The organism is Haloferax sulfurifontis ATCC BAA-897 (assembly GCF_000337835.1).
In the GTDB taxonomy this organism is placed as follows: domain Archaea; phylum Halobacteriota; class Halobacteria; order Halobacteriales; family Haloferacaceae; genus Haloferax; species Haloferax denitrificans.
This window is the reverse complement of the sequence record NZ_AOLM01000002.1, coordinates 15,662-31,689: the sequence shown is the minus strand read 5'-3', so window position 1 is coordinate 31,689 and position 16,028 is coordinate 15,662. Positions and strand designations below refer to the sequence as shown.

The 16,028-nt window shown below is 66.7% G+C and carries 22 protein-coding genes and 3 tRNA genes; 18 read left to right on the top strand and 7 right to left on the bottom strand.

Annotated features, from left to right (window positions below; all coding sequences use genetic code 11):
- The first annotated feature begins 162 nt into the window (after nt 1–162).
- Entirely contained in the window at nt 163–894 is a 732-nt protein-coding gene (locus C441_RS00210; protein ID WP_007273253.1) for a GNAT family N-acetyltransferase, read from the top strand.
- Nucleotides 895–1,086: 192 nt separating this feature from the next.
- Here C441_RS00210 and C441_RS00205 read toward each other — a convergent pair.
- The 5 genes from C441_RS00205 to C441_RS00185 all read right to left on the bottom strand — a co-directional run bounded on the left by C441_RS00205 (nt 1,087) and on the right by C441_RS00185 (nt 4,242).
- A tRNA-Ser gene (locus tag C441_RS00205) sits at nt 1,087–1,170 on the bottom strand.
- Nucleotides 1,171–1,216: 46 nt separating this feature from the next.
- Nucleotides 1,217–1,972, bottom strand: coding sequence for a hypothetical protein (locus tag C441_RS00200; protein WP_007273252.1), 756 nt, complete (start codon nt 1,970–1,972; stop codon nt 1,217–1,219).
- A gap of 80 nt (nt 1,973–2,052) precedes the next feature.
- Nucleotides 2,053–2,688 (bottom strand): uracil-DNA glycosylase, encoded by a 636-nt coding sequence (locus C441_RS00195; protein ID WP_007273251.1) that lies wholly within the window; start codon nt 2,686–2,688, stop codon nt 2,053–2,055.
- 217 nt (nt 2,689–2,905) lie between these two features.
- The gene (locus tag C441_RS00190; protein ID WP_007273250.1) at nt 2,906–3,205 is read right to left on the bottom strand and encodes a hypothetical protein; all 300 of its coding nucleotides are present in this window, start codon (nt 3,203–3,205) and stop codon (nt 2,906–2,908) included.
- Complete coding sequence (locus C441_RS00185; protein WP_007273249.1) at nt 3,202–4,242, bottom strand: Mrp/NBP35 family ATP-binding protein; 1,041 nt, start codon at nt 4,240–4,242, stop codon at nt 3,202–3,204. Before C441_RS00185 ends, C441_RS00190 begins: the two co-directional genes overlap by 4 nt.
- A gap of 234 nt (nt 4,243–4,476) precedes the next feature.
- On the opposite strand from C441_RS00185, the gene moaA reads away from it, so the two are divergent.
- The 3 genes from moaA to C441_RS00170 all read left to right on the top strand — a co-directional run bounded on the left by moaA (nt 4,477) and on the right by C441_RS00170 (nt 7,052).
- Entirely contained in the window at nt 4,477–5,439 is a 963-nt protein-coding gene (moaA, locus tag C441_RS00180; RefSeq protein WP_007273248.1) for a GTP 3',8-cyclase MoaA, read from the top strand.
- A gap of 54 nt (nt 5,440–5,493) precedes the next feature.
- Complete coding sequence (locus tag C441_RS00175; protein ID WP_007273247.1) at nt 5,494–6,402, top strand: universal stress protein; 909 nt, start codon at nt 5,494–5,496, stop codon at nt 6,400–6,402.
- Between the two features lie 191 nt (nt 6,403–6,593).
- Entirely contained in the window at nt 6,594–7,052 is a 459-nt protein-coding gene (locus C441_RS00170) for a zinc ribbon domain-containing protein (protein WP_007273246.1), read from the top strand.
- Between the two features lie 68 nt (nt 7,053–7,120).
- Here C441_RS00170 and C441_RS00165 read toward each other — a convergent pair whose 3' ends face one another.
- The gene (locus C441_RS00165; protein ID WP_007273245.1) at nt 7,121–7,468 is read right to left on the bottom strand and encodes a thioredoxin family protein; all 348 of its coding nucleotides are present in this window, start codon (nt 7,466–7,468) and stop codon (nt 7,121–7,123) included.
- A gap of 204 nt (nt 7,469–7,672) precedes the next feature.
- Between C441_RS00165 and C441_RS00160 the strand changes: the two genes are divergently transcribed.
- From C441_RS00160 to C441_RS00100, 14 genes are all read left to right on the top strand, one after another.
- Nucleotides 7,673–7,757, top strand: a tRNA-Ser gene (locus tag C441_RS00160).
- Between the two features lie 23 nt (nt 7,758–7,780).
- The gene (locus C441_RS00155; protein WP_007273244.1) at nt 7,781–8,284 is read left to right on the top strand and encodes a 30S ribosomal protein S13; all 504 of its coding nucleotides are present in this window, start codon (nt 7,781–7,783) and stop codon (nt 8,282–8,284) included.
- Nucleotides 8,281–8,808 carry a 30S ribosomal protein S4 gene (locus C441_RS00150; RefSeq protein ID WP_007273243.1) on the top strand — a complete coding sequence of 176 codons (528 nt, stop codon included), beginning with the start codon at nt 8,281–8,283 and terminating at the stop codon, nt 8,806–8,808. Before C441_RS00155 ends, C441_RS00150 begins: the two co-directional genes overlap by 4 nt.
- The gene (locus tag C441_RS00145) at nt 8,805–9,197 is read left to right on the top strand and encodes a 30S ribosomal protein S11 (RefSeq protein WP_004043027.1); all 393 of its coding nucleotides are present in this window, start codon (nt 8,805–8,807) and stop codon (nt 9,195–9,197) included. Before C441_RS00150 ends, C441_RS00145 begins: the two co-directional genes overlap by 4 nt.
- Before the next feature lie 6 nt (nt 9,198–9,203).
- The gene (locus tag C441_RS00140) at nt 9,204–9,983 is read left to right on the top strand and encodes a DNA-directed RNA polymerase subunit D (protein WP_004061327.1); all 780 of its coding nucleotides are present in this window, start codon (nt 9,204–9,206) and stop codon (nt 9,981–9,983) included.
- Between the two features lie 144 nt (nt 9,984–10,127).
- Nucleotides 10,128–10,212, top strand: a tRNA-Leu gene (locus tag C441_RS00135).
- A 26-nt stretch (nt 10,213–10,238) separates the two neighbouring features.
- A complete protein-coding gene (locus C441_RS00130; RefSeq protein ID WP_004043025.1) occupies nt 10,239–10,589 on the top strand; it encodes a 50S ribosomal protein L18e in 351 nt (116 codons plus the stop codon).
- Nucleotides 10,586–11,023, top strand: coding sequence for a 50S ribosomal protein L13 (locus C441_RS00125; protein ID WP_004061328.1), 438 nt, complete (start codon nt 10,586–10,588; stop codon nt 11,021–11,023). The genes C441_RS00130 and C441_RS00125 overlap by 4 nt, the downstream gene beginning before the upstream one ends.
- A complete protein-coding gene (locus C441_RS00120; protein WP_004969360.1) occupies nt 11,017–11,415 on the top strand; it encodes a 30S ribosomal protein S9 in 399 nt (132 codons plus the stop codon). Before C441_RS00125 ends, C441_RS00120 begins: the two co-directional genes overlap by 7 nt.
- A 12-nt stretch (nt 11,416–11,427) precedes the next feature.
- Nucleotides 11,428–11,622, top strand: coding sequence for a DNA-directed RNA polymerase subunit N (locus C441_RS00115; RefSeq protein ID WP_004061330.1), 195 nt, complete (start codon nt 11,428–11,430; stop codon nt 11,620–11,622).
- Nucleotides 11,619–11,795 carry a DNA-directed RNA polymerase subunit K gene (locus C441_RS18765; RefSeq protein ID WP_004043021.1) on the top strand — a complete coding sequence of 59 codons (177 nt, stop codon included), beginning with the start codon at nt 11,619–11,621 and terminating at the stop codon, nt 11,793–11,795. Before C441_RS00115 ends, C441_RS18765 begins: the two co-directional genes overlap by 4 nt.
- 4 nt (nt 11,796–11,799) lie before the next feature.
- Nucleotides 11,800–12,999, top strand: coding sequence for a phosphopyruvate hydratase (gene eno, locus C441_RS00110; protein ID WP_004969361.1), 1,200 nt, complete (start codon nt 11,800–11,802; stop codon nt 12,997–12,999).
- Nucleotides 12,996–13,781, top strand: coding sequence for a 30S ribosomal protein S2 (gene rpsB, locus C441_RS00105; RefSeq protein WP_004969362.1), 786 nt, complete (start codon nt 12,996–12,998; stop codon nt 13,779–13,781). The genes eno and rpsB overlap by 4 nt, the downstream gene beginning before the upstream one ends.
- A 177-nt stretch (nt 13,782–13,958) precedes the next feature.
- Nucleotides 13,959–15,119, top strand: a complete 1,161-nt coding sequence (locus C441_RS00100; protein ID WP_007273242.1) for an MBL fold metallo-hydrolase — start codon at nt 13,959–13,961, stop codon at nt 15,117–15,119.
- A gap of 27 nt (nt 15,120–15,146) precedes the next feature.
- Here the strand turns inward: C441_RS00100 and C441_RS00095 are convergent, their stop codons facing one another.
- Nucleotides 15,147–15,965: a VOC family protein gene (locus C441_RS00095; RefSeq protein WP_007273241.1), complete on the bottom strand. Its 819-nt coding sequence runs from the start codon at nt 15,963–15,965 to the stop codon at nt 15,147–15,149.
- Nucleotides 15,966–16,028: the final 63 nt, after the last annotated feature.

Below are 16,028 nucleotides of genomic sequence, written 5' to 3'. Positions count from 1 at the left end.
ACCCGAGTGTTGGCAGGCCGATTCAAAGCCGTTACGCATCTGTGGGGATTTGTCACGCGGCGCGTCGCCGCCGCGTCGGCGTCAGGTCGCCGTCACAATCTCATGTGGCTTGCTACCGATAAACAAGAAATATACGCGTGGCACGCCATCGTTCTCGGAGTCATGCGAGCGACCGAGCGGCCGACGTTCGAATCCGAGGCCAGCAAGCTGATTTACGAGTACGTCGAGCGGCACGGCACCGCCAAGCGAAACGTCCTCCTCGACGTCGCGCCCGTGTCCTCCGACGAGTTCCAGAGCGAACTCGACCGGCTGAAGTCCCGCGGCTACCTCGAAGAGGACGGCGGGACGCTCCAGTTGGCGCTCGACGTGGGCGCTATCGAGGAACACGAGACCGACGCCGGCATCGTCACCATCCGGCCGGGCCGCCAGCGCGACTTCGAGGGCCTCATCGACGCGATTCGCGACGTGACCTCCGAGGAGACGTACGTCGTCGCCGAGACCATCGCCGAGCAACTCCTCTACGACGAGGCCGTCACGCGCCACAACCGCGTCGAGTCCCGCGTGTTCTTCGTCGCCACTCTCGGCGAGGAGGTCGTCGGCTGGACGCACCTCGACCTCCCGCAGGTGTCGCGCATCCGCGAGACCGCCCAGCAGACCGTCGGCGTCAAGGAGGACTACCGCGGGTCGGGCATCGGGAGCCTGCTCCTTCGCCGCGGCCTCGACTGGGCCGAGGCCAACGGCTTCCGGAAGGTGTACAACAGCGTCCCGATGACGAACGACCGCGCGCTGGAGTTCCTCGGCGACCACGGCTGGGAGACCGAGGCGATTCGCAGAGACCACTACACCATCGGCGACGAACACGTCGACGAGGTGATGATGGCGTACCGGTTCTGAGCGGGTCGCAGTCCGTCGGTCGCGTTTTATCGGTTGTCGGTATGGGTTGTGCGGCTGGACTGGGATTTGAACCCCACTCGCTCCGCTCACGTCGTTCGCTCCGCTCCCTGCTTCAGATCCCAGTCCGTTTCCGCGTCACGCGTTCACCGGAGACGCACAGATAAACCTGCGCGTCTCGGTTCTCTGAGAATGCGGTGGGACTGGGATTTGAACCCAGGATTCCGTGAGGAAACCTGCTTTCAAGGCAGGCGCGTTAGGCCACTCCGCCATCCCACCTTCACACGGGAATTTTGAGTCGGATACCTAAGTGTTGTCGCTTCGCTCAGTCGCGGACGAGCTCCAACACGCCGTCGGTCGATTCGACCCGAAGCCCCTTCTCGAAGACGAACGTCGTCGTGTGCTCGGGGACGAGCCGCTCGGATTCGACCCGCGAGCGGAGCATCGGCACGACCGTCGCGAGGTCCGCGCCCGTTTCGAGGACGGGCAACATCGGGACGTAGTCGAGGCCGTGGCCCGCGTCGTCGGCGCGCTCGGCGAGCGTCTCGACCTCCGGCTCCGCGTAGGCGTCGGTGAAGTCGATGGGGTCGAGAAAGCCCGAGAAGTAGACCCGACCCTCCGTCGAGGGACCGAGGACGACCGGCGTGCTCCGGAGCTTCATCGCCGCGCTGTCGATGTGGGTGCGGCCGAGAAGCGGCGCGACCGGGCGGACGACGGCGACCGAGTGGACCTCCTCTTCGTTGAGGAGGTGCGAGACGGTGTTGCCCGCGCGGGCGGAGAACGTCGAGCCGACCTGCGGTTCGAACCGCGCGTCGTCGGTGCCGCCGAGGGCGTCGGCGACGACGCTCCGAACCTCGGCTTCCGACTCGTGGTCCCCGGCGAACCCGTCGGGGATGTCGTCCTCGGCGCGGTAGTTGACGAGGAGGTCGCCGCCCGACCGCTCGACGGCGATACAGACGTCTTTGAGCATCGCGGCGTAGAGCTCCGCGGCTTCGGACTCGGAGAGCGGACTCGTCTCCGCGAGTTCCGAAAGCACCAGTCCCGGCCGCGGCGGTTCGGCGAGTACGGCGATGACCGTCATACCCTCCCTCGCTTCGGGGAACCCTTGAACCCGCCGCTTGCGAGGCGTGGTCGCGGACGCCTCGAACCCCGCGGGCCGCCTCAGCGACTCTGCCGGCCCTTCGTCTGCCGGTAGTCCCGGGCGAAGACGGACTCGCTGACGTGTTCGACGAACGCCTCGGCGTCGTCGTCGGTCAGGCGCTCCGGTTCCTTCATCGGGACGAGTTCGAAGCCGCGGCCGCGGATGGTCGTCGCGTGCTCCGCGTCGACGTCGAAGCTGTCGGCCGCACGCGTGGTGTAATCGAACGCGAGCGCCTCCAGTGCGGCCTGTCCGACGGGGACGATGATGTGCGGGTTTATCATCCGAATCTCCGCGTTCAGATACGGCTCGCAGGTCGCAACTTCGTTATCGGTCGGCCCTCGGTCGGGATGTCGACAGCGCGTGAGATACGTGAAAAAGACGTTCTGCACGTCCGGCTCGTCGGCGTCCGGGTCGGACCGGACGAACCCGAGGTCGCCGAGGATGCGCTGGACGCGCTTTCCGGTCTCGTCGCCGGTGAAGGGGACGCCCGTCCGCTCCGCGGCCGCGGTCGGGGCCTCGCCGACGAACAGGAACTCCGCGCCCACGTCGCCGTAGCCGTGGACGACCCGCTCGCGCGTCTCGCAGAGCGCCGAGCAGTTCGTGCAGTCGGTGTCCATCGAGAAGGGGTTCCGGAACTGGCGTTGGTGTGCGTCCACACCCTCGAATTCGGCTCCGGAACCAAAACCCGCCCGGTCCGCGCAGGTTCAGCGTCCCCCGGCGTCCAGTCCGTGGTGAAAGTGAACACGAGGCGGATAGGCGGGCGAGTCGACGGAGGCGGCGCTGGCGGTCGAACCGCGGACTCAGAGAAAGCGGAAGTGAAGCCGCTGGAGGCGGACACCAGCCGGGGACTGGGGAGGCGTGGGTTCCGACGGTTCAGCGGTCGATGCCGCCCTGCGCCTTGATGTCCATGATGTGGCGGACGTTCAGGTAAATCTCCTCGGGCGAGGTGTCGCCGTCGGGGTCGTAGAGGTCGCTGACGCGGTAGAGGATGGCCGACACCTGCCGGCTCTCGGAGGACTCGCCGTAGATGTCGTCGGCGATTTCACGGAGGAACGCGACGCGTTCGGGGTCCGCGGGGAAGTCGGCGTCCGAGTCCGGGGCCATCTCCCAGTCGACTTCGTCGGCGTCGGTATCGGAGTTCGAGTCCGCGTCGGGTCGTCCGCCGTCGCTCATCGCTCGCTGACGGTTCGCCGCTGGACGACACCGACCATGTCGGCGATGTTCTCGGTCATCACGCGGAACGCGTCGGCCGTCTCGTCGTCGTCTTCGAGGACGATGGGCTTGCCGCCGTCGCCGCCCTCGCGGACGGCCGGGTCGAGCGGGAGCGCCCCGAGGAACGGCAGGTCGTTCGACGCGGCGAACTCGCGGCCGCCGCCCGCGCCGAAGATGTCGTGGCGGTTGCCGCAGTCGGGACACCGGAACGTGCTCATGTTCTCGACGATGCCGAGGACGTTCGTGTCGTGCTTGCCGAACATCCGAAGCCCCTTGTTGGCGTCGTCGAGGGCGACGTTCTGCGGGGTCGTGACGATGACCGCGCCCGTGAGCGGGAGCGTCTGGAGGATGGAAAGTTGCGTGTCGCCCGTGCCCGGCGGCAGGTCGAGGATGAGGTAGTCGAGACTGCCCCACTCGACGTCCTCGACGAGCTGGGTGAGAAGCTGGTGGACCATCGGGCCGCGCCAGATGACGGGGTCGTCGTCGCCGACGAGGAAGGCCATCGACATGAGCTTCATCCCGTACTTCTCGGGCGGGACGATGGTCTGGTCTTGGGTCGCCTGCGGGGCCTCCTCGGCGGCGACCATCCGCGGGACGTTCGGCCCGTAGATGTCGGCGTCGAACAGGCCGACGCGCGCGCCGAGTTTCGAGAGCCCCGCCGCGAGGTTCACGGCGACCGTCGATTTGCCGACGCCGCCCTTGCCGGAGGCGACGGCGATGATGTTCTTCACGCCCGGGAGCACCTCCTCGTCGGGGTCGCGGTCGGTCGGGACCTTGGCGGTGAGGTCGGCCTCCAGTCCGTCCTCGGCGAGGACCTCGCGGATTCGATGGCCGATGTCCGTCTCCGCCGGGGAGTACGGGGCACCGAGCGCGAGCGAGATACGGGCGGTGTCGCCGTCCACCTCGACGGCGTTCACCAGTCCGAGCGAGACGATGTCGTCTCCGAGTTCGGGGTCCTCGACCGCACGCAAGCGGTCGCGTACGTCGGCTTCGTCCATGTCCGTCACTCCGGCGGTGCGGCCGATAAGGGTTTTGTAAGGTCTCGTCGCGCGGTGACGGTCGCCGTTAACGACCCGGCCAGCGTGCGGCCCGCGTCGGGCTCCGACCGCCGTCGGTGCGTCGCCGACCCAACCCGCACCGACTTCGAGACGCCGCGTCCGTAACGAAATACGGTTACTACGCCCCGGCTATCGACAGCGAATTTATCAACGTACACTCCCAGGATTCGGTATATGGTGCTGGTGGACGACTTCGGCCGCGAGGTAACTGGCGTTCGAATCTCTCTGACCGACCGGTGTAACTTCGACTGCGTCTACTGCCACAACGAAGGGTTGGGCGACACGCGCGGGCCGATGGACGCCTCCGACGCGGAGATGAGCGCCGACGACGTGGTCCGCTTTCTCGAAGTCGTCGAGGAGTACGGCGTCGAGAAGGTGAAGTTCACCGGCGGCGAGCCGATGCTCCGCGCGGACCTCGAAGAGATTATTCGCCGGACGCCGGATTCGATGGAGACCTCGCTCACCACCAACGGGACGTTCCTCGGTGACCGCGCCGAGGACCTCGTCGCGGCCGGACTCGACCGCGTGAACGTCTCGCAGGACGCCCTCGACCCCGAGGCGTTCGCCCAAATCACGAAGTCCGGCGCGTACGACAAGGTGATGGAGGGCGCCAAGGCCGCGGTCGACGCCGGCCTCACGCCCGTGAAGCTCAACATGGTCGTGTTCACGAAGACCGCCGGCCACGTCGAGGAGATGGTCGAGTACGTCGCCGAAAACGAGGGGCTTCAGCTCCAACTCATCCAGTACATGCCCGAACTGACGGGCCGCCCGGAGTGGAACATCGACATCGAGCGCGTCCACCGGTGGCTGGCCGACCTCGCCGACGAGGTGGAGGTCCGCGACATGCACCACCGCCGCCGCTACTACGTCGGCAAGGGCATGGTCGAAATCGTCGACCCCGTCGAGAACCCCGAGTTCTGCGCCAACTGCCACCGCGTGCGCGTGACGCACGAAGGGTACCTGAAGGGCTGTCTCAACCGCAACGACGACCTGCGCCCGATGGGCGAGATGACGCGCGCGGACATCCGCGAGACGTTCGAGGCTGTCGTCGAAAACCGCGTGCCGTACTACGGCGAGTACCTCGTCCGCGACGGCGACGACGGCTGGACGATAAACGAGGAGTACATCGGCGCCTGAGCGCCGGTCGCCCCGACGCGCGAGCTTTTCTCCTCCGACGACCTCTCGGGTCGCATGACTGTCACCGTCGAGCGAGTGGTTCTCGCGACGGACGGAAGCGCCCCCGCGGCGACCGCCGCGGCCCACGCGCTGTTTCTCGCCCGCGTCCTCGACGCGCCGTTCCACGTCGTCTCCGCGACCGGCGTGCAACCGACTCACGCGACCGAGACGTCCGGACCCGAGACCGCCGGACTGTCCGCTAGCGCCGCCGTCGAAGCGGAGGAAGCCGTCGGCGCGGTCACGCGTCGGGCGCTCCTCGCGGGCGTCCGTCTGACCTCGGAAGTCGTCGGCGGGCCGGCCGCGACCGCGGTCGAACGCGTCGTCGGCGACGGCGACCTGCTCGTCCTCGGTCGCCACGGCCGGTCCGGTCCCGGTCGGTTCCTCGTCGGGTCGGTCGCAGAGCGCGTCCTTGACGCGTCGCCGGTCCCGACGCTCGTGGTTCCGTCGGCGTCACCCCAGCCGACGTACCGGCGAATCGCGCTCTTCGCCGACGACGCGCCGTCGTCGGGGTCGGCCGCGACGCTCGCTCGCCGCATCGTCGCGGCGACTCGCGGGGTTCTCGAACCGCTCGCGGTCGTCGACGAGCGCGCCGTCTCGACGGCGTCGCCCGACACGCGCCGGTCGCTCGAAACCGAGGCGAGAGCCCGCGTGAACGCCGTCGCCGCCGCGGCCGCGAGAGACGCCGTCGAGTCCGGCGGGAGCGTCCGAACCGGCGTCCCCGCGGCCGAACTGCTGGCGCACGTCGAACGGACGGGAGCCGATGCGGTCGTCCTCGGCGTCGGCGGGGACGACAGGGTTCGGCTCGCGGAGCACCGCACCGCGGGAACCGTGGTCGGGCGAGTCGTCCGCCACGTCGGGGTACCGGCACTCGTCGTTCCGAGTGCAGGCGACGACGAGGCCATCGACTTGCCCGAGCGACGATAATTCGCGCTCGCGGAGACTGTTTCGGGAGCGCCGCGCCGGGTTGCGTGGCTCACTTTATGTGTCCGTTCCACGTCGGTTCACGTGTCGATGTGCGTTCGGTCGCTCGGCGTCAGCGGCGGACGCGCGAGCGCGTTCGCTCGCCGCGTCTCACGAACGGAACTCTCATGAGCGAGAATCAACCCAATCCACGTATGTCCGCACTCACGAAACACCGCCCTTGGCTCGCCGCGATACTCGGCCTCGTACTCACGGGGCTCGGGCACCTGTATCTGCGACGCTGGCGGCGGGCCGCGCTCTGGGTGCTTCTCACGTTCGCGGTGTCCGCGCTGTTCGTTCCGCCGGAGGCGTTCGACCCGCTGACCGGCGGTGCGGCCATCCCGCCGTCGGAGTTCGCCGCGGTGCTCGGGGAACTGGTGCCCATTCTCGTGGTGAGCTTCGCGAGCGTCCTCGACGCCTTCTTCCTCGGCCTGCGGCAGGCCGCGGCGCGGGCAGAGCGCTCCGCCGTCGAAGACGCCGAGGAGTCGGCGGCCACCGTCGCCGACCCCGACGCGGACGCCGTCACGTGCCCCGAGTGCGGCCGCGAGGTCGACGCCGACATCGACTTCTGTCACTGGTGTACGACCCGACTCGACGAACCGACCGACCGCTGAGACCGCCACCGCGGGGTCGAAAGAGAGTGCCCCCGCCGGCGGCCGCGCCGAACCGACGCGACCCGACCTTACCGCTCTTTCTCGACGAAGTCGACGACCGCCTGCGCCCCTTGGAAGCCGTCGGCGAGACGGTCGACGAGGTCGCCGTCCTCGAACAGGAGGAGCGTCGGGACGCTCCGAATCGTGTACCGCTCTGCGACCGACATATCCGTCTGCGGATTTAGCATCGCGACGACCACGTCGGTGGCTTTCGCGACGTTGCCGAGGACGGGTTCGATGCTCTGACACAGCGTACAGCCTTTGGTGTAGATGTCGAGGAGGACGCGGTCGTGTTCGGCCACGAGGGCGTCGAGCTCCTCGGCGGTGTCGATTCGCACGGGCTTCGTCGTCGCGGTCGCGGACTCTGTCGAACTCATTGGCGTGAATACGTAACCACCATTATTATGATTTCGGTGAGGTGGTATACCACACCACATCGCCCGCGAGCGGCGGTGTCTCGGGCTGTCACGCGAGGTCCCTTTCGTGATGTTTAAGTAATGCCCCCGTCTCGTAACGGATGCAATCGATGTAGGGGAATGTCGTCCCCGAGTCCGGAAGGGCGAAACTAACACAACCGAAGTGTTGCGGTAGCCAAGCCTGGCCCAAGGCGCTGGGTTGCTAACTCAGTGGCGTCAAGCCCCCGGGGTTCGAATCCCCGCCGCAACGCTCACAACACGACTTCCAAAGTCATGAGTGCAGAAGAACCACAGGACGGCTCTCTGGAGGAGGAAGAGGACCTCCGTTACTTCATCCGAATTGGTCAGACCGACCTTGACGGGACGAAGACGGTAGAGCGCAGTCTGACGGACATGAAGGGTATCGGCAAGCGCACAGCGCGCATCATCGCCGACGCCGCGGAAGTGAACCGAACGGCGCTGTTCGGTAAGCTCCCCGAAGACGAGATCGACTCCGTTGTCGATGTCGTCGAGAACTTCGAGGACCACGCCCCCGAGTGGATGGCAAACCGACGGAAGGACTTCTTCTCCGGTGAGACCGACCACATCACGGGTTCGGACCTCGAAGAAAAGCGGCGGCATGATATCAACCGCATGAAGATGATCAGCTCCTACAAGGGCGTTCGACACCAGCGCGGCCAGAAGGTTCGCGGCCAGCGGACGAAGTCCACTGGACGTACCGAAGGCACCATCGGTGTCAACGTCGAGGAGATCAAGGAGGCGCAGGCTGAAGAATGACGACGGGTAACAACACCAAGTTCTACGAGACCCCGAACCACCCGTTCCAGGGCGAGCGTATCGCGCAGGAATCGGACCTCCTCTCTCGGTACGGTCTCAAGAACAAGGAAGAACTCTGGCGCGCGCAGTCCGAACTGCGCAACCTCCGCCGCGAGGCGCGACGCCTCCTCGGCGAGGCCCAGGGTGACGTCGAGGAAGCCGAGTCGCTCGGTGACGAGTTCATGGCGCGCATGCGCCGCTACGGCATCCTCTCTGCGGAGGACGACATCTCCCAGACACTCCGTCTCGACGTGACCGACATCCTCGAACGTCGGTTCCAGACGGTCGCCTACCGCAAGGGGCTCGCACAGACGCCCCAGCAGGCCCGTCAGTTCATCGTCCACGGTCACGTGACCGTCGACGGTGCGCGGACGACCGTCCCCTCCCGCAAGGTCGAGGTCGACGAAGAGGACACCGTGGCGTTCGACGAGACGTCGAAGCTCGCGGACGAACTGCACCCTGAGCGCGCGGAGGCCCAAGAATGAGCGAATCCGAAACCGGTGACAAGTGGGGAATCGCCCACGTTCACGCATCGTTCAACAACACGCTCATCACGGTGACTGACATCACGGGCGCCGAGACGATCGTCAAGTCGTCCGGCGGTTCCGTCGTCAAGCAGAACCGTGACGAGGCATCTCCGTACGCGGCCATGCAGATGGCAGAGAGCGTCGCCGACCAGATTAAGGCGGCCGGTATCGCCGGTCTGCACGTCCGCGTTCGCGGTCCCGGTGGCAACGGTAACAAGAGCCCCGGACCCGGCGCACAGGCAACGATTCGCGCCCTCGCTCGCGCCGGTCTCGAAATCGGTCGCATCGAGGACGTGACGCCGATTCCGCACGACGGAACTCGCGCGCCGAAAAACAGCCGACTCTAACACACCATGGTAAACGACTTCCAGGTCGAGTTCATCGAACGCGAAGACCGACGCGCCCGTTTCGTCGCGCGCGGTCTGACCCCGGCGCTAGCCAACGGCATTCGCCGGGCGATGGTCGCCGACGTGCCGACGTTCTCCATCGACACCGTTCGGTTCGTGGAGAACACCTCGGTCATGTTCGACGAGATGATCGGGCTTCGTCTCGGTCTGGTTCCGTTGACCACGCCTCTCGACGACTTCGAGCCCGGTGACACCGTCACCGTCGCGCTCGAAGTCGACGGGCCGGCAACCGCGTACTCCGGGGACATCGAATCCGCGGACGACATGGTCGTCCCGGCGGACGAGAACATCCCCATCATCGAGCTGAAGGAGGGCCAGCGCCTCGAGTTCGAGGCAGACGCCGTCCTCGGCTACGGTAAAGACCACGCCAAGAACCAAGGCGGGGTCGCCGTCGGCTACCGACACCTCCAGCGCGTGGAGGTCGTCGGCGACGCCGGCGAGTTCGATGAACAGGAGCCGAACATCCTCCGCGGCGTCATCGAAGAGGCCGCGGCGGAGCACGCCGAGGGGGACGCCGAAGACGGCGACCTCGTCGCGACGGAGACGTTCGGCAACGACCTGACGGAGCGGTACCCCGGTAAAGAGGTCGAAGTACACGACGTGCCCGGAGCGTTCGTCTTCAGTGTGGAGACGGACGGTTCGTTCGACGTCGACGAGCTCGTGACGCGCGCCGTCGCCTCCTTAGGTGACCGCGCGGCCGAACTCGAAGAGAAGGTCGCACTGTAAGAATGAACACTGCCCCGTCTCAACACCGACGTTCGCCCGCCCCACGAGGGGTCACAGCCACCGATAGCGTGGCGTGTGACTCCCTCACGGCGGCGGGTCGGACCGAAGGTGTTTTTACGGGGCATGAAGTACAGCGGAATACTTGCAGGGATAGCCAAGTCTGGCCAACGGCGCAGCGTTCAGGGCGCTGTCTCATAGGAGTCCGCAGGTTCAAATCCTGCTCCCTGCACTCCGCTTTCTCTCTGGAGGTAGACAATGAGTAAGACGAACCCGAGACTCAACAGTCTCATCGCCGAGCTGAAGGCGGTCTCGCGTGAGTCCGGTGCCAACGTCTGGCAGGATGTCGCGGACCGTCTCGAAAAGCCACGGCGCACCCACGCGGAAGTCAACCTTGGTCGTATCGAACGATACGCTCAGGAAGACGAGACCGTCGTCGTGCCCGGCAAGGTGCTGGGTAGCGGTGTGCTGCAGAAGAACGTCACAGTCGCGGCCGTGGACTTCTCGTCCACCGCTCGAAAGAAGATCGAGCAGGTCGGCGACACCGTGACGCTAGAACAACTCGCTGAACAGAACCCCGACGGGTCCAACGTACGGGTGATCCGATGAGCCTCGCAGAATTCGACGCAGACGTCGTCGTCGACGCTCGAAACTGCATCGTCGGCCGCGTCGCCTCGGAGGTCGCACAGCGCGCCCTCGCGGGCGAGACGGTCGCCGTCGTCAACGCGGAAGACGCCGTCATCACGGGCTCGGAAGAGGACGTGATGGCCAAGTACAGAAAGCGCGTCGAAGTCGGTTCGGACCAGGGTCCGTACTACCCGAAGCGTCCCGACCGCATCTTCAAGCGTGCCATCCGCGGCATGCTTCCGTACAAGAAGCCCCGCGGCCGCGAGGCGCTCTCGAACGTCCGCGTCTACGTCGGCAATCCGTACGACGAAGACGGCGAGATGCTCGAAGACACCTCGCTGGACCGCCTTTCGAACATCAAGTTCATCTCGCTCGGAGAGGTCTCCGAGAAGCTGGGTGCTAACGTCACATGGTAACGAACACGTCCGGTAAGAAGAAGACCGCAATCGCCCGCGCCACCGTGCGCGAGGGCGAGGGTCGAGTCCGAATCAACTCCCAGCCGGTCGAGCTGGTCGAGCCGGAGATGGCCCGCCTCAAGATGCTGGAGCCGTTCCGCATCGCAGGCGAGGACCTCCGCTCGCAGGTCGACATCGACGTGCGCGTCAACGGCGGCGGCGTGGCCGGTCAGGCCGACGCAGTCCGCACCGCGCTCGCTCGTGGGCTGGTGCAGCACCTGAACGACGCGGAGCTTCGCGACGCGTACATGGAGTTCGACCGCTCGCTTCTGGTCAACGACGTCCGCCAGTCCGAACCCAAGAAGTGGGGCGGACCGGGCGCGCGCGCTCGTTACCAGAAGTCCTACCGCTGAGGTGATCTAACCATGATGATTCCCGTCCGGTGTTTCACCTGCGGCACAGTGATCGGCGAACACTGGGACGAATTCAAGGCCCGTGCTCGCGAGGGAGACGAGGACCCCGCTGACGTCCTCGACGACCTCGGGGTCACCCGTGCTTGCTGCCGGCGGATGATGGTGTCGCACAAGGACCTCGTGGACGTCGTGTCTCCCTACCAATGATGCAACGGTACAACCGATACGAGAAGGCACGCATCCTCGGCGCGCGAGCGCTGCAGGTATCCTACGGCGCACCGGTTCTCGTCGATTCGGAACAGACAGAACCGATATTAATCGCCGCTGAGGAGTACGACGCAGGTGTACTTCCGTTCACCGTCAAACGAGAGGGTAAGTGACAACATGACACGAATCACATCCGTAGCTCTGCGCCGCGTGCTCGACTCCCGTGGGAACCCGACGGTCGAAGCCGACGTGCTCACCGAATCCGGTGGGTTCGGTCGCGCTGCGGCCCCCAGCGGTGCGTCCACCGGCGAGTACGAGGCAATCGAACTGCCGCCGACCGAAGCCATCGCCGCCGCGCGGCGACACGCGGTTCCCCGACTCGTGGACGAGGTCCACGCGGGCAACCAGCGCGAGGTCGACGCGACGCTCCGCGCCGCCGACGGCTCCGAGAACTTCTCGGAAATCGGCGCGAACAGCGCGGTCGCCATCTCGATGGCGGCCGCCAAGGCCGGTTCCGACGTGCTCGGTGCGCCCCTGTACCAGCATCTCGGCGGCGCGTTCCGCGGCGACAACTTCCCGACGCCGCTCGGGAACGTCATCGGTGGCGGTGAACACGCCAAGGAAGCGACGAACATCCAGGAGTTCCTCGCCGCGCCGGTCGGCGCGCCGAGCGTCTCCGAAGCCGTCTTCGCCAACGCGAAGGTCCACGCCCGCGCGTCCGAGATTCTCGACGAGCGCGGCGTGCCCGCCGCGAAGGGCGACGAGGGCGCGTGGGCGCCGCCGGTATCGGACGCCGAGGCGTTCGAAATCATGGGCGAAGCGGTCTCCGACGTCGAGGACGAACTCGGCTTCGAGATCGGCTTCGGTCTCGACATCGCGGCCTCGGAGATGTTCGAAGACGGCGTCTACCACTACGGTGACGAGACGAAGACGACCGACGAGCAGATCGACTACGTCGCCGAGATGGTCGACGAGTACGACCTCGTCTACGTCGAAGACCCCCTCGACGAGAACGACTACGAGGGCTTCGCGGAACTCACAGAGCGCGTGGGCGACCGCACGCTCATCTGCGGTGACGACCTGTTCGTCACCAACGTCGACCGTCTGCAGGACGGCATCGACGTGGGCGCCGCGAACTCCATTCTCATCAAGCCGAACCAGATCGGGACGCTGACCGACGCGTTCGACGCCGTCGAACTGGCCTCCCGAAACGGGATGGACGCCGTCATCTCTCACCGCTCCGGTGAGACGGAAGACGCGACCATCGCACACCTCGCCGTCGCAACCGACGCGCCGTTCATCAAGACTGGCACGGTGCAGGGCGAGCGAACCGCCAAACTGAACGAACTCATCCGCATCGCGGACGACGCAGTATGAGCGACAACGAAAACGACGCGGTGGAGGTCGCCGACGAGGAACCCGAGACGGAGACCGAAGCGGTCGCCGAGACGGAACCCGCCGAGGCCGCCACCGAAGACGAGACAGCAGAGACCGCCGAGGCGGCCGACGACGCCGCCGAGGCCGAAGAAGAAGCAGAGCCGGAACCGGCCTTCGACGAGGACGTCATGCCCGACGAAGATGCCGACCTGCTCATCCCGGTCGAGGACTACCTGGCCGCCGGTGTCCACATCGGTACCCAGCAGAAGACCAAGGACATGGTCCGGTTCATCCACCGTGTCCGCGACGACGGGCTCTACGTGCTCGACGTCAGCCAGACGGACTCGCGAATCCGCACCGCCGCGGACTTCCTCGCGAACTACAGTCCGGAGCAGATTCTGGTCACGTCCTCCCGCCAGTACGGTCGCTTCCCGGCCGAGAAGTTCGCCGACGCCGTCGGCGCTCGCGCCCGCACGGGCCGCTTCATCCCGGGAACCCTGACGAACCCGGACTACGCCGGCTACATCGAACCCGACGTGGTCGTCGTCACTGACCCGATCGGTGACGCGCAGGCCGTCAAGGAGGCCATCACGGTCGGCATCCCGGTCATCGCGATGTGCGACTCCAACAACCAGACGTCGAACGTCGACCTCGTCGTCCCGACGAACAACAAGGGTCGACGCGCGCTGTCGGTCGTCTACTGGCTCCTCGCCAACGAGACGCTCGACCGCCGCGGCTCCGACACCGTCTACGCCCTCGAAGACTTCGAGGACGAACTGTAGTTCGGGACGACGTTTCGATTCGACTTTTCTGACGCCCGCCCGGCGAGCGGCGGCGCTTTCGCTCGGTTCAGCCGCAGTTACGAAACGCCGACCGTGCCTTGATTCCCCGCCGCGCGAGAGCCGTGTCGGCCGCGTCCGCCGCAAATGGTTTTGTGCGTCGTTCCCATAGCTAACCACATGAGCAAACTCCTCCACCAGCTCACCGTGGGCGAACTCGCAGACAGAGTAGACGCCGGCGACTCGTTCACCGTGGTCGACACGCGGCCGCCGGAGAGCTTCGAGTCGTGGCACATCGAGGGTGCGGTCAACGTCCCTTTCCACCCCGTCGACGGACTCGGCGGCGACTGGGACTGGGACCGCGTCGGCGACCTCGCCGCTGAGGGGCCGGTCGTCGCCATCTGCGGGAAAGGGCTGTCTTCCACGTCGTTCGGCTTCGAACTCGCGACGCGGGGCTACGACGACGTGGAGGTCGTCAAGGGCGGCATGGAAGACTGGAGCAAGCTGTACGAGGTGGTCGAACTCGACACCGGCGACGACGACCTGTTCGTCGCGCAGGTCCAGCGCCGCGCGAAGGGCTGTCTCGGCTACGTCGTCGGCTCGCGGTCGGCCGGCGAGGCGGTCGTCGTGGACGCGACCCGGCAGACCCACGAGTTCGAACTCGTCGCCGCCGACGCGAGGATGACGGTCACTGGTGTACTCGACACGCACGTCCACGCCGACCACGTCTCCGGGGGGCGCGCGCTCGCCGACCGACTCGGCGTGCCGTACTACCTCGGGTCGGAGGCGGCCGACCGCGACGTCGCGTACGAGTTCACCCCGCTCGACGACGGCGAGGCGTTGACCGTCGGCGACCACGATATCGAGGCGATTCACGCGCCGGGACACACCTCGGACATGACGAACTACCTCGTCGACGGACGATTCCTCCTCACCGGCGACACGCTGTTCGTCGAGTCGGTCGGCCGCACGGAGCTCCAGTTCGGTGACGCCGACGCGGCGACGGGCGCGAAACTCCTCTACGGGACGCTCCACGACACGCTGTTGTCGCTTCCCGACGAGACGCGCGTCCTCCCCGGCCACGTCTCCGTCGGGGCGGACGGACGCTACGGCGTCGCCGCGCCGGGCGAACTCGTGAGCGCGACGCTCGGCGACCTGCGTTCGGACCTCGACCTCCTGTCGATGGACGAGTCAGCGTTCGTCTCTCGCGTCGCCGACGACACGCCCGAGAAGCCGGTGAACTACGAGCGCGTCATCGACATCAACACCGGGCGGGCCTCCGTCGGCGACGAGGAGGAGGCGACCGAACTCGAACTCGGGCCGAACAACTGCGCCGCTTGAGCCCGTTATCCGGCTCCAATCGGCGGCTCAGGGGAGTTCGACCACGCCCAACCGACCGTCGAACAGGTCGTGGTCGAACCACGCCATGCGGCGGTCGCTGTAGCGAATTTCGGGGCCGAGCGACAGCGAGTTCCGCGCCCGGTCGAGGTCGGTGACGCCGACGAGGAACGCGCACGGACCCTCGCCGACCTCCTCGATGCGCTCCTTAAGCGCGCCGTCGCCGGGTTCGCACAGGGCGAGCGGCGTGCCGGGGAGGACGGCGAACCCGGAGAACGGGCCGTTGATATCGACCGGCGATGGGTAGCGGTGCCGCCGGGCGAACAGCGCCGCGGTCGCCTCGCGGTCGGCGGTGGCGACGACGACGGTTCGGAGTCCGCGGACGGCGGCGTTTCGCACGGCGCTCGGAACGCGGTAGCTCCGCGGGGTTCGGTCGCGGATGAAAAAGGGAAGTCGCTGGTCTGTGCCCTCAAAGCACATATCCCACTCGACGAGGCGACCGTCCGGTCGAGCGCGGGAGGCCTCGTGGGGACCGTCGACGGGGAGCCCGGCGTCGATGGCAGTCTTCGCGCTGGCGGCGGCGTCGTCGGTCTCCAGACACCACGCCGCGGGGCCGGCGTCGGCCGCGAGGTAGTCGGGCCAGAAGCCGGCGTCCTCGGCGTCGGTCCCGAGCGTCGGCGCGATGAGTTCGAGGTACGACCCGTCGGGGAACGGAACGACGGCCATGTGGGTCGTTCCGGTCCCGTGTTCGCCGCCGTAAGTCGGCGTGAGACCGACCTCGTTCGCGGCCGCGCGGAGTTCGTACAGCTCGGTACCACCGAACGCGACGTGGTCGATGGTTCGGTCCATACGCCTCCCACGTCGGACTCGGTATAGTGTCTAGGGTCGTCGTGTCTGCGAATCGGCGGGTTC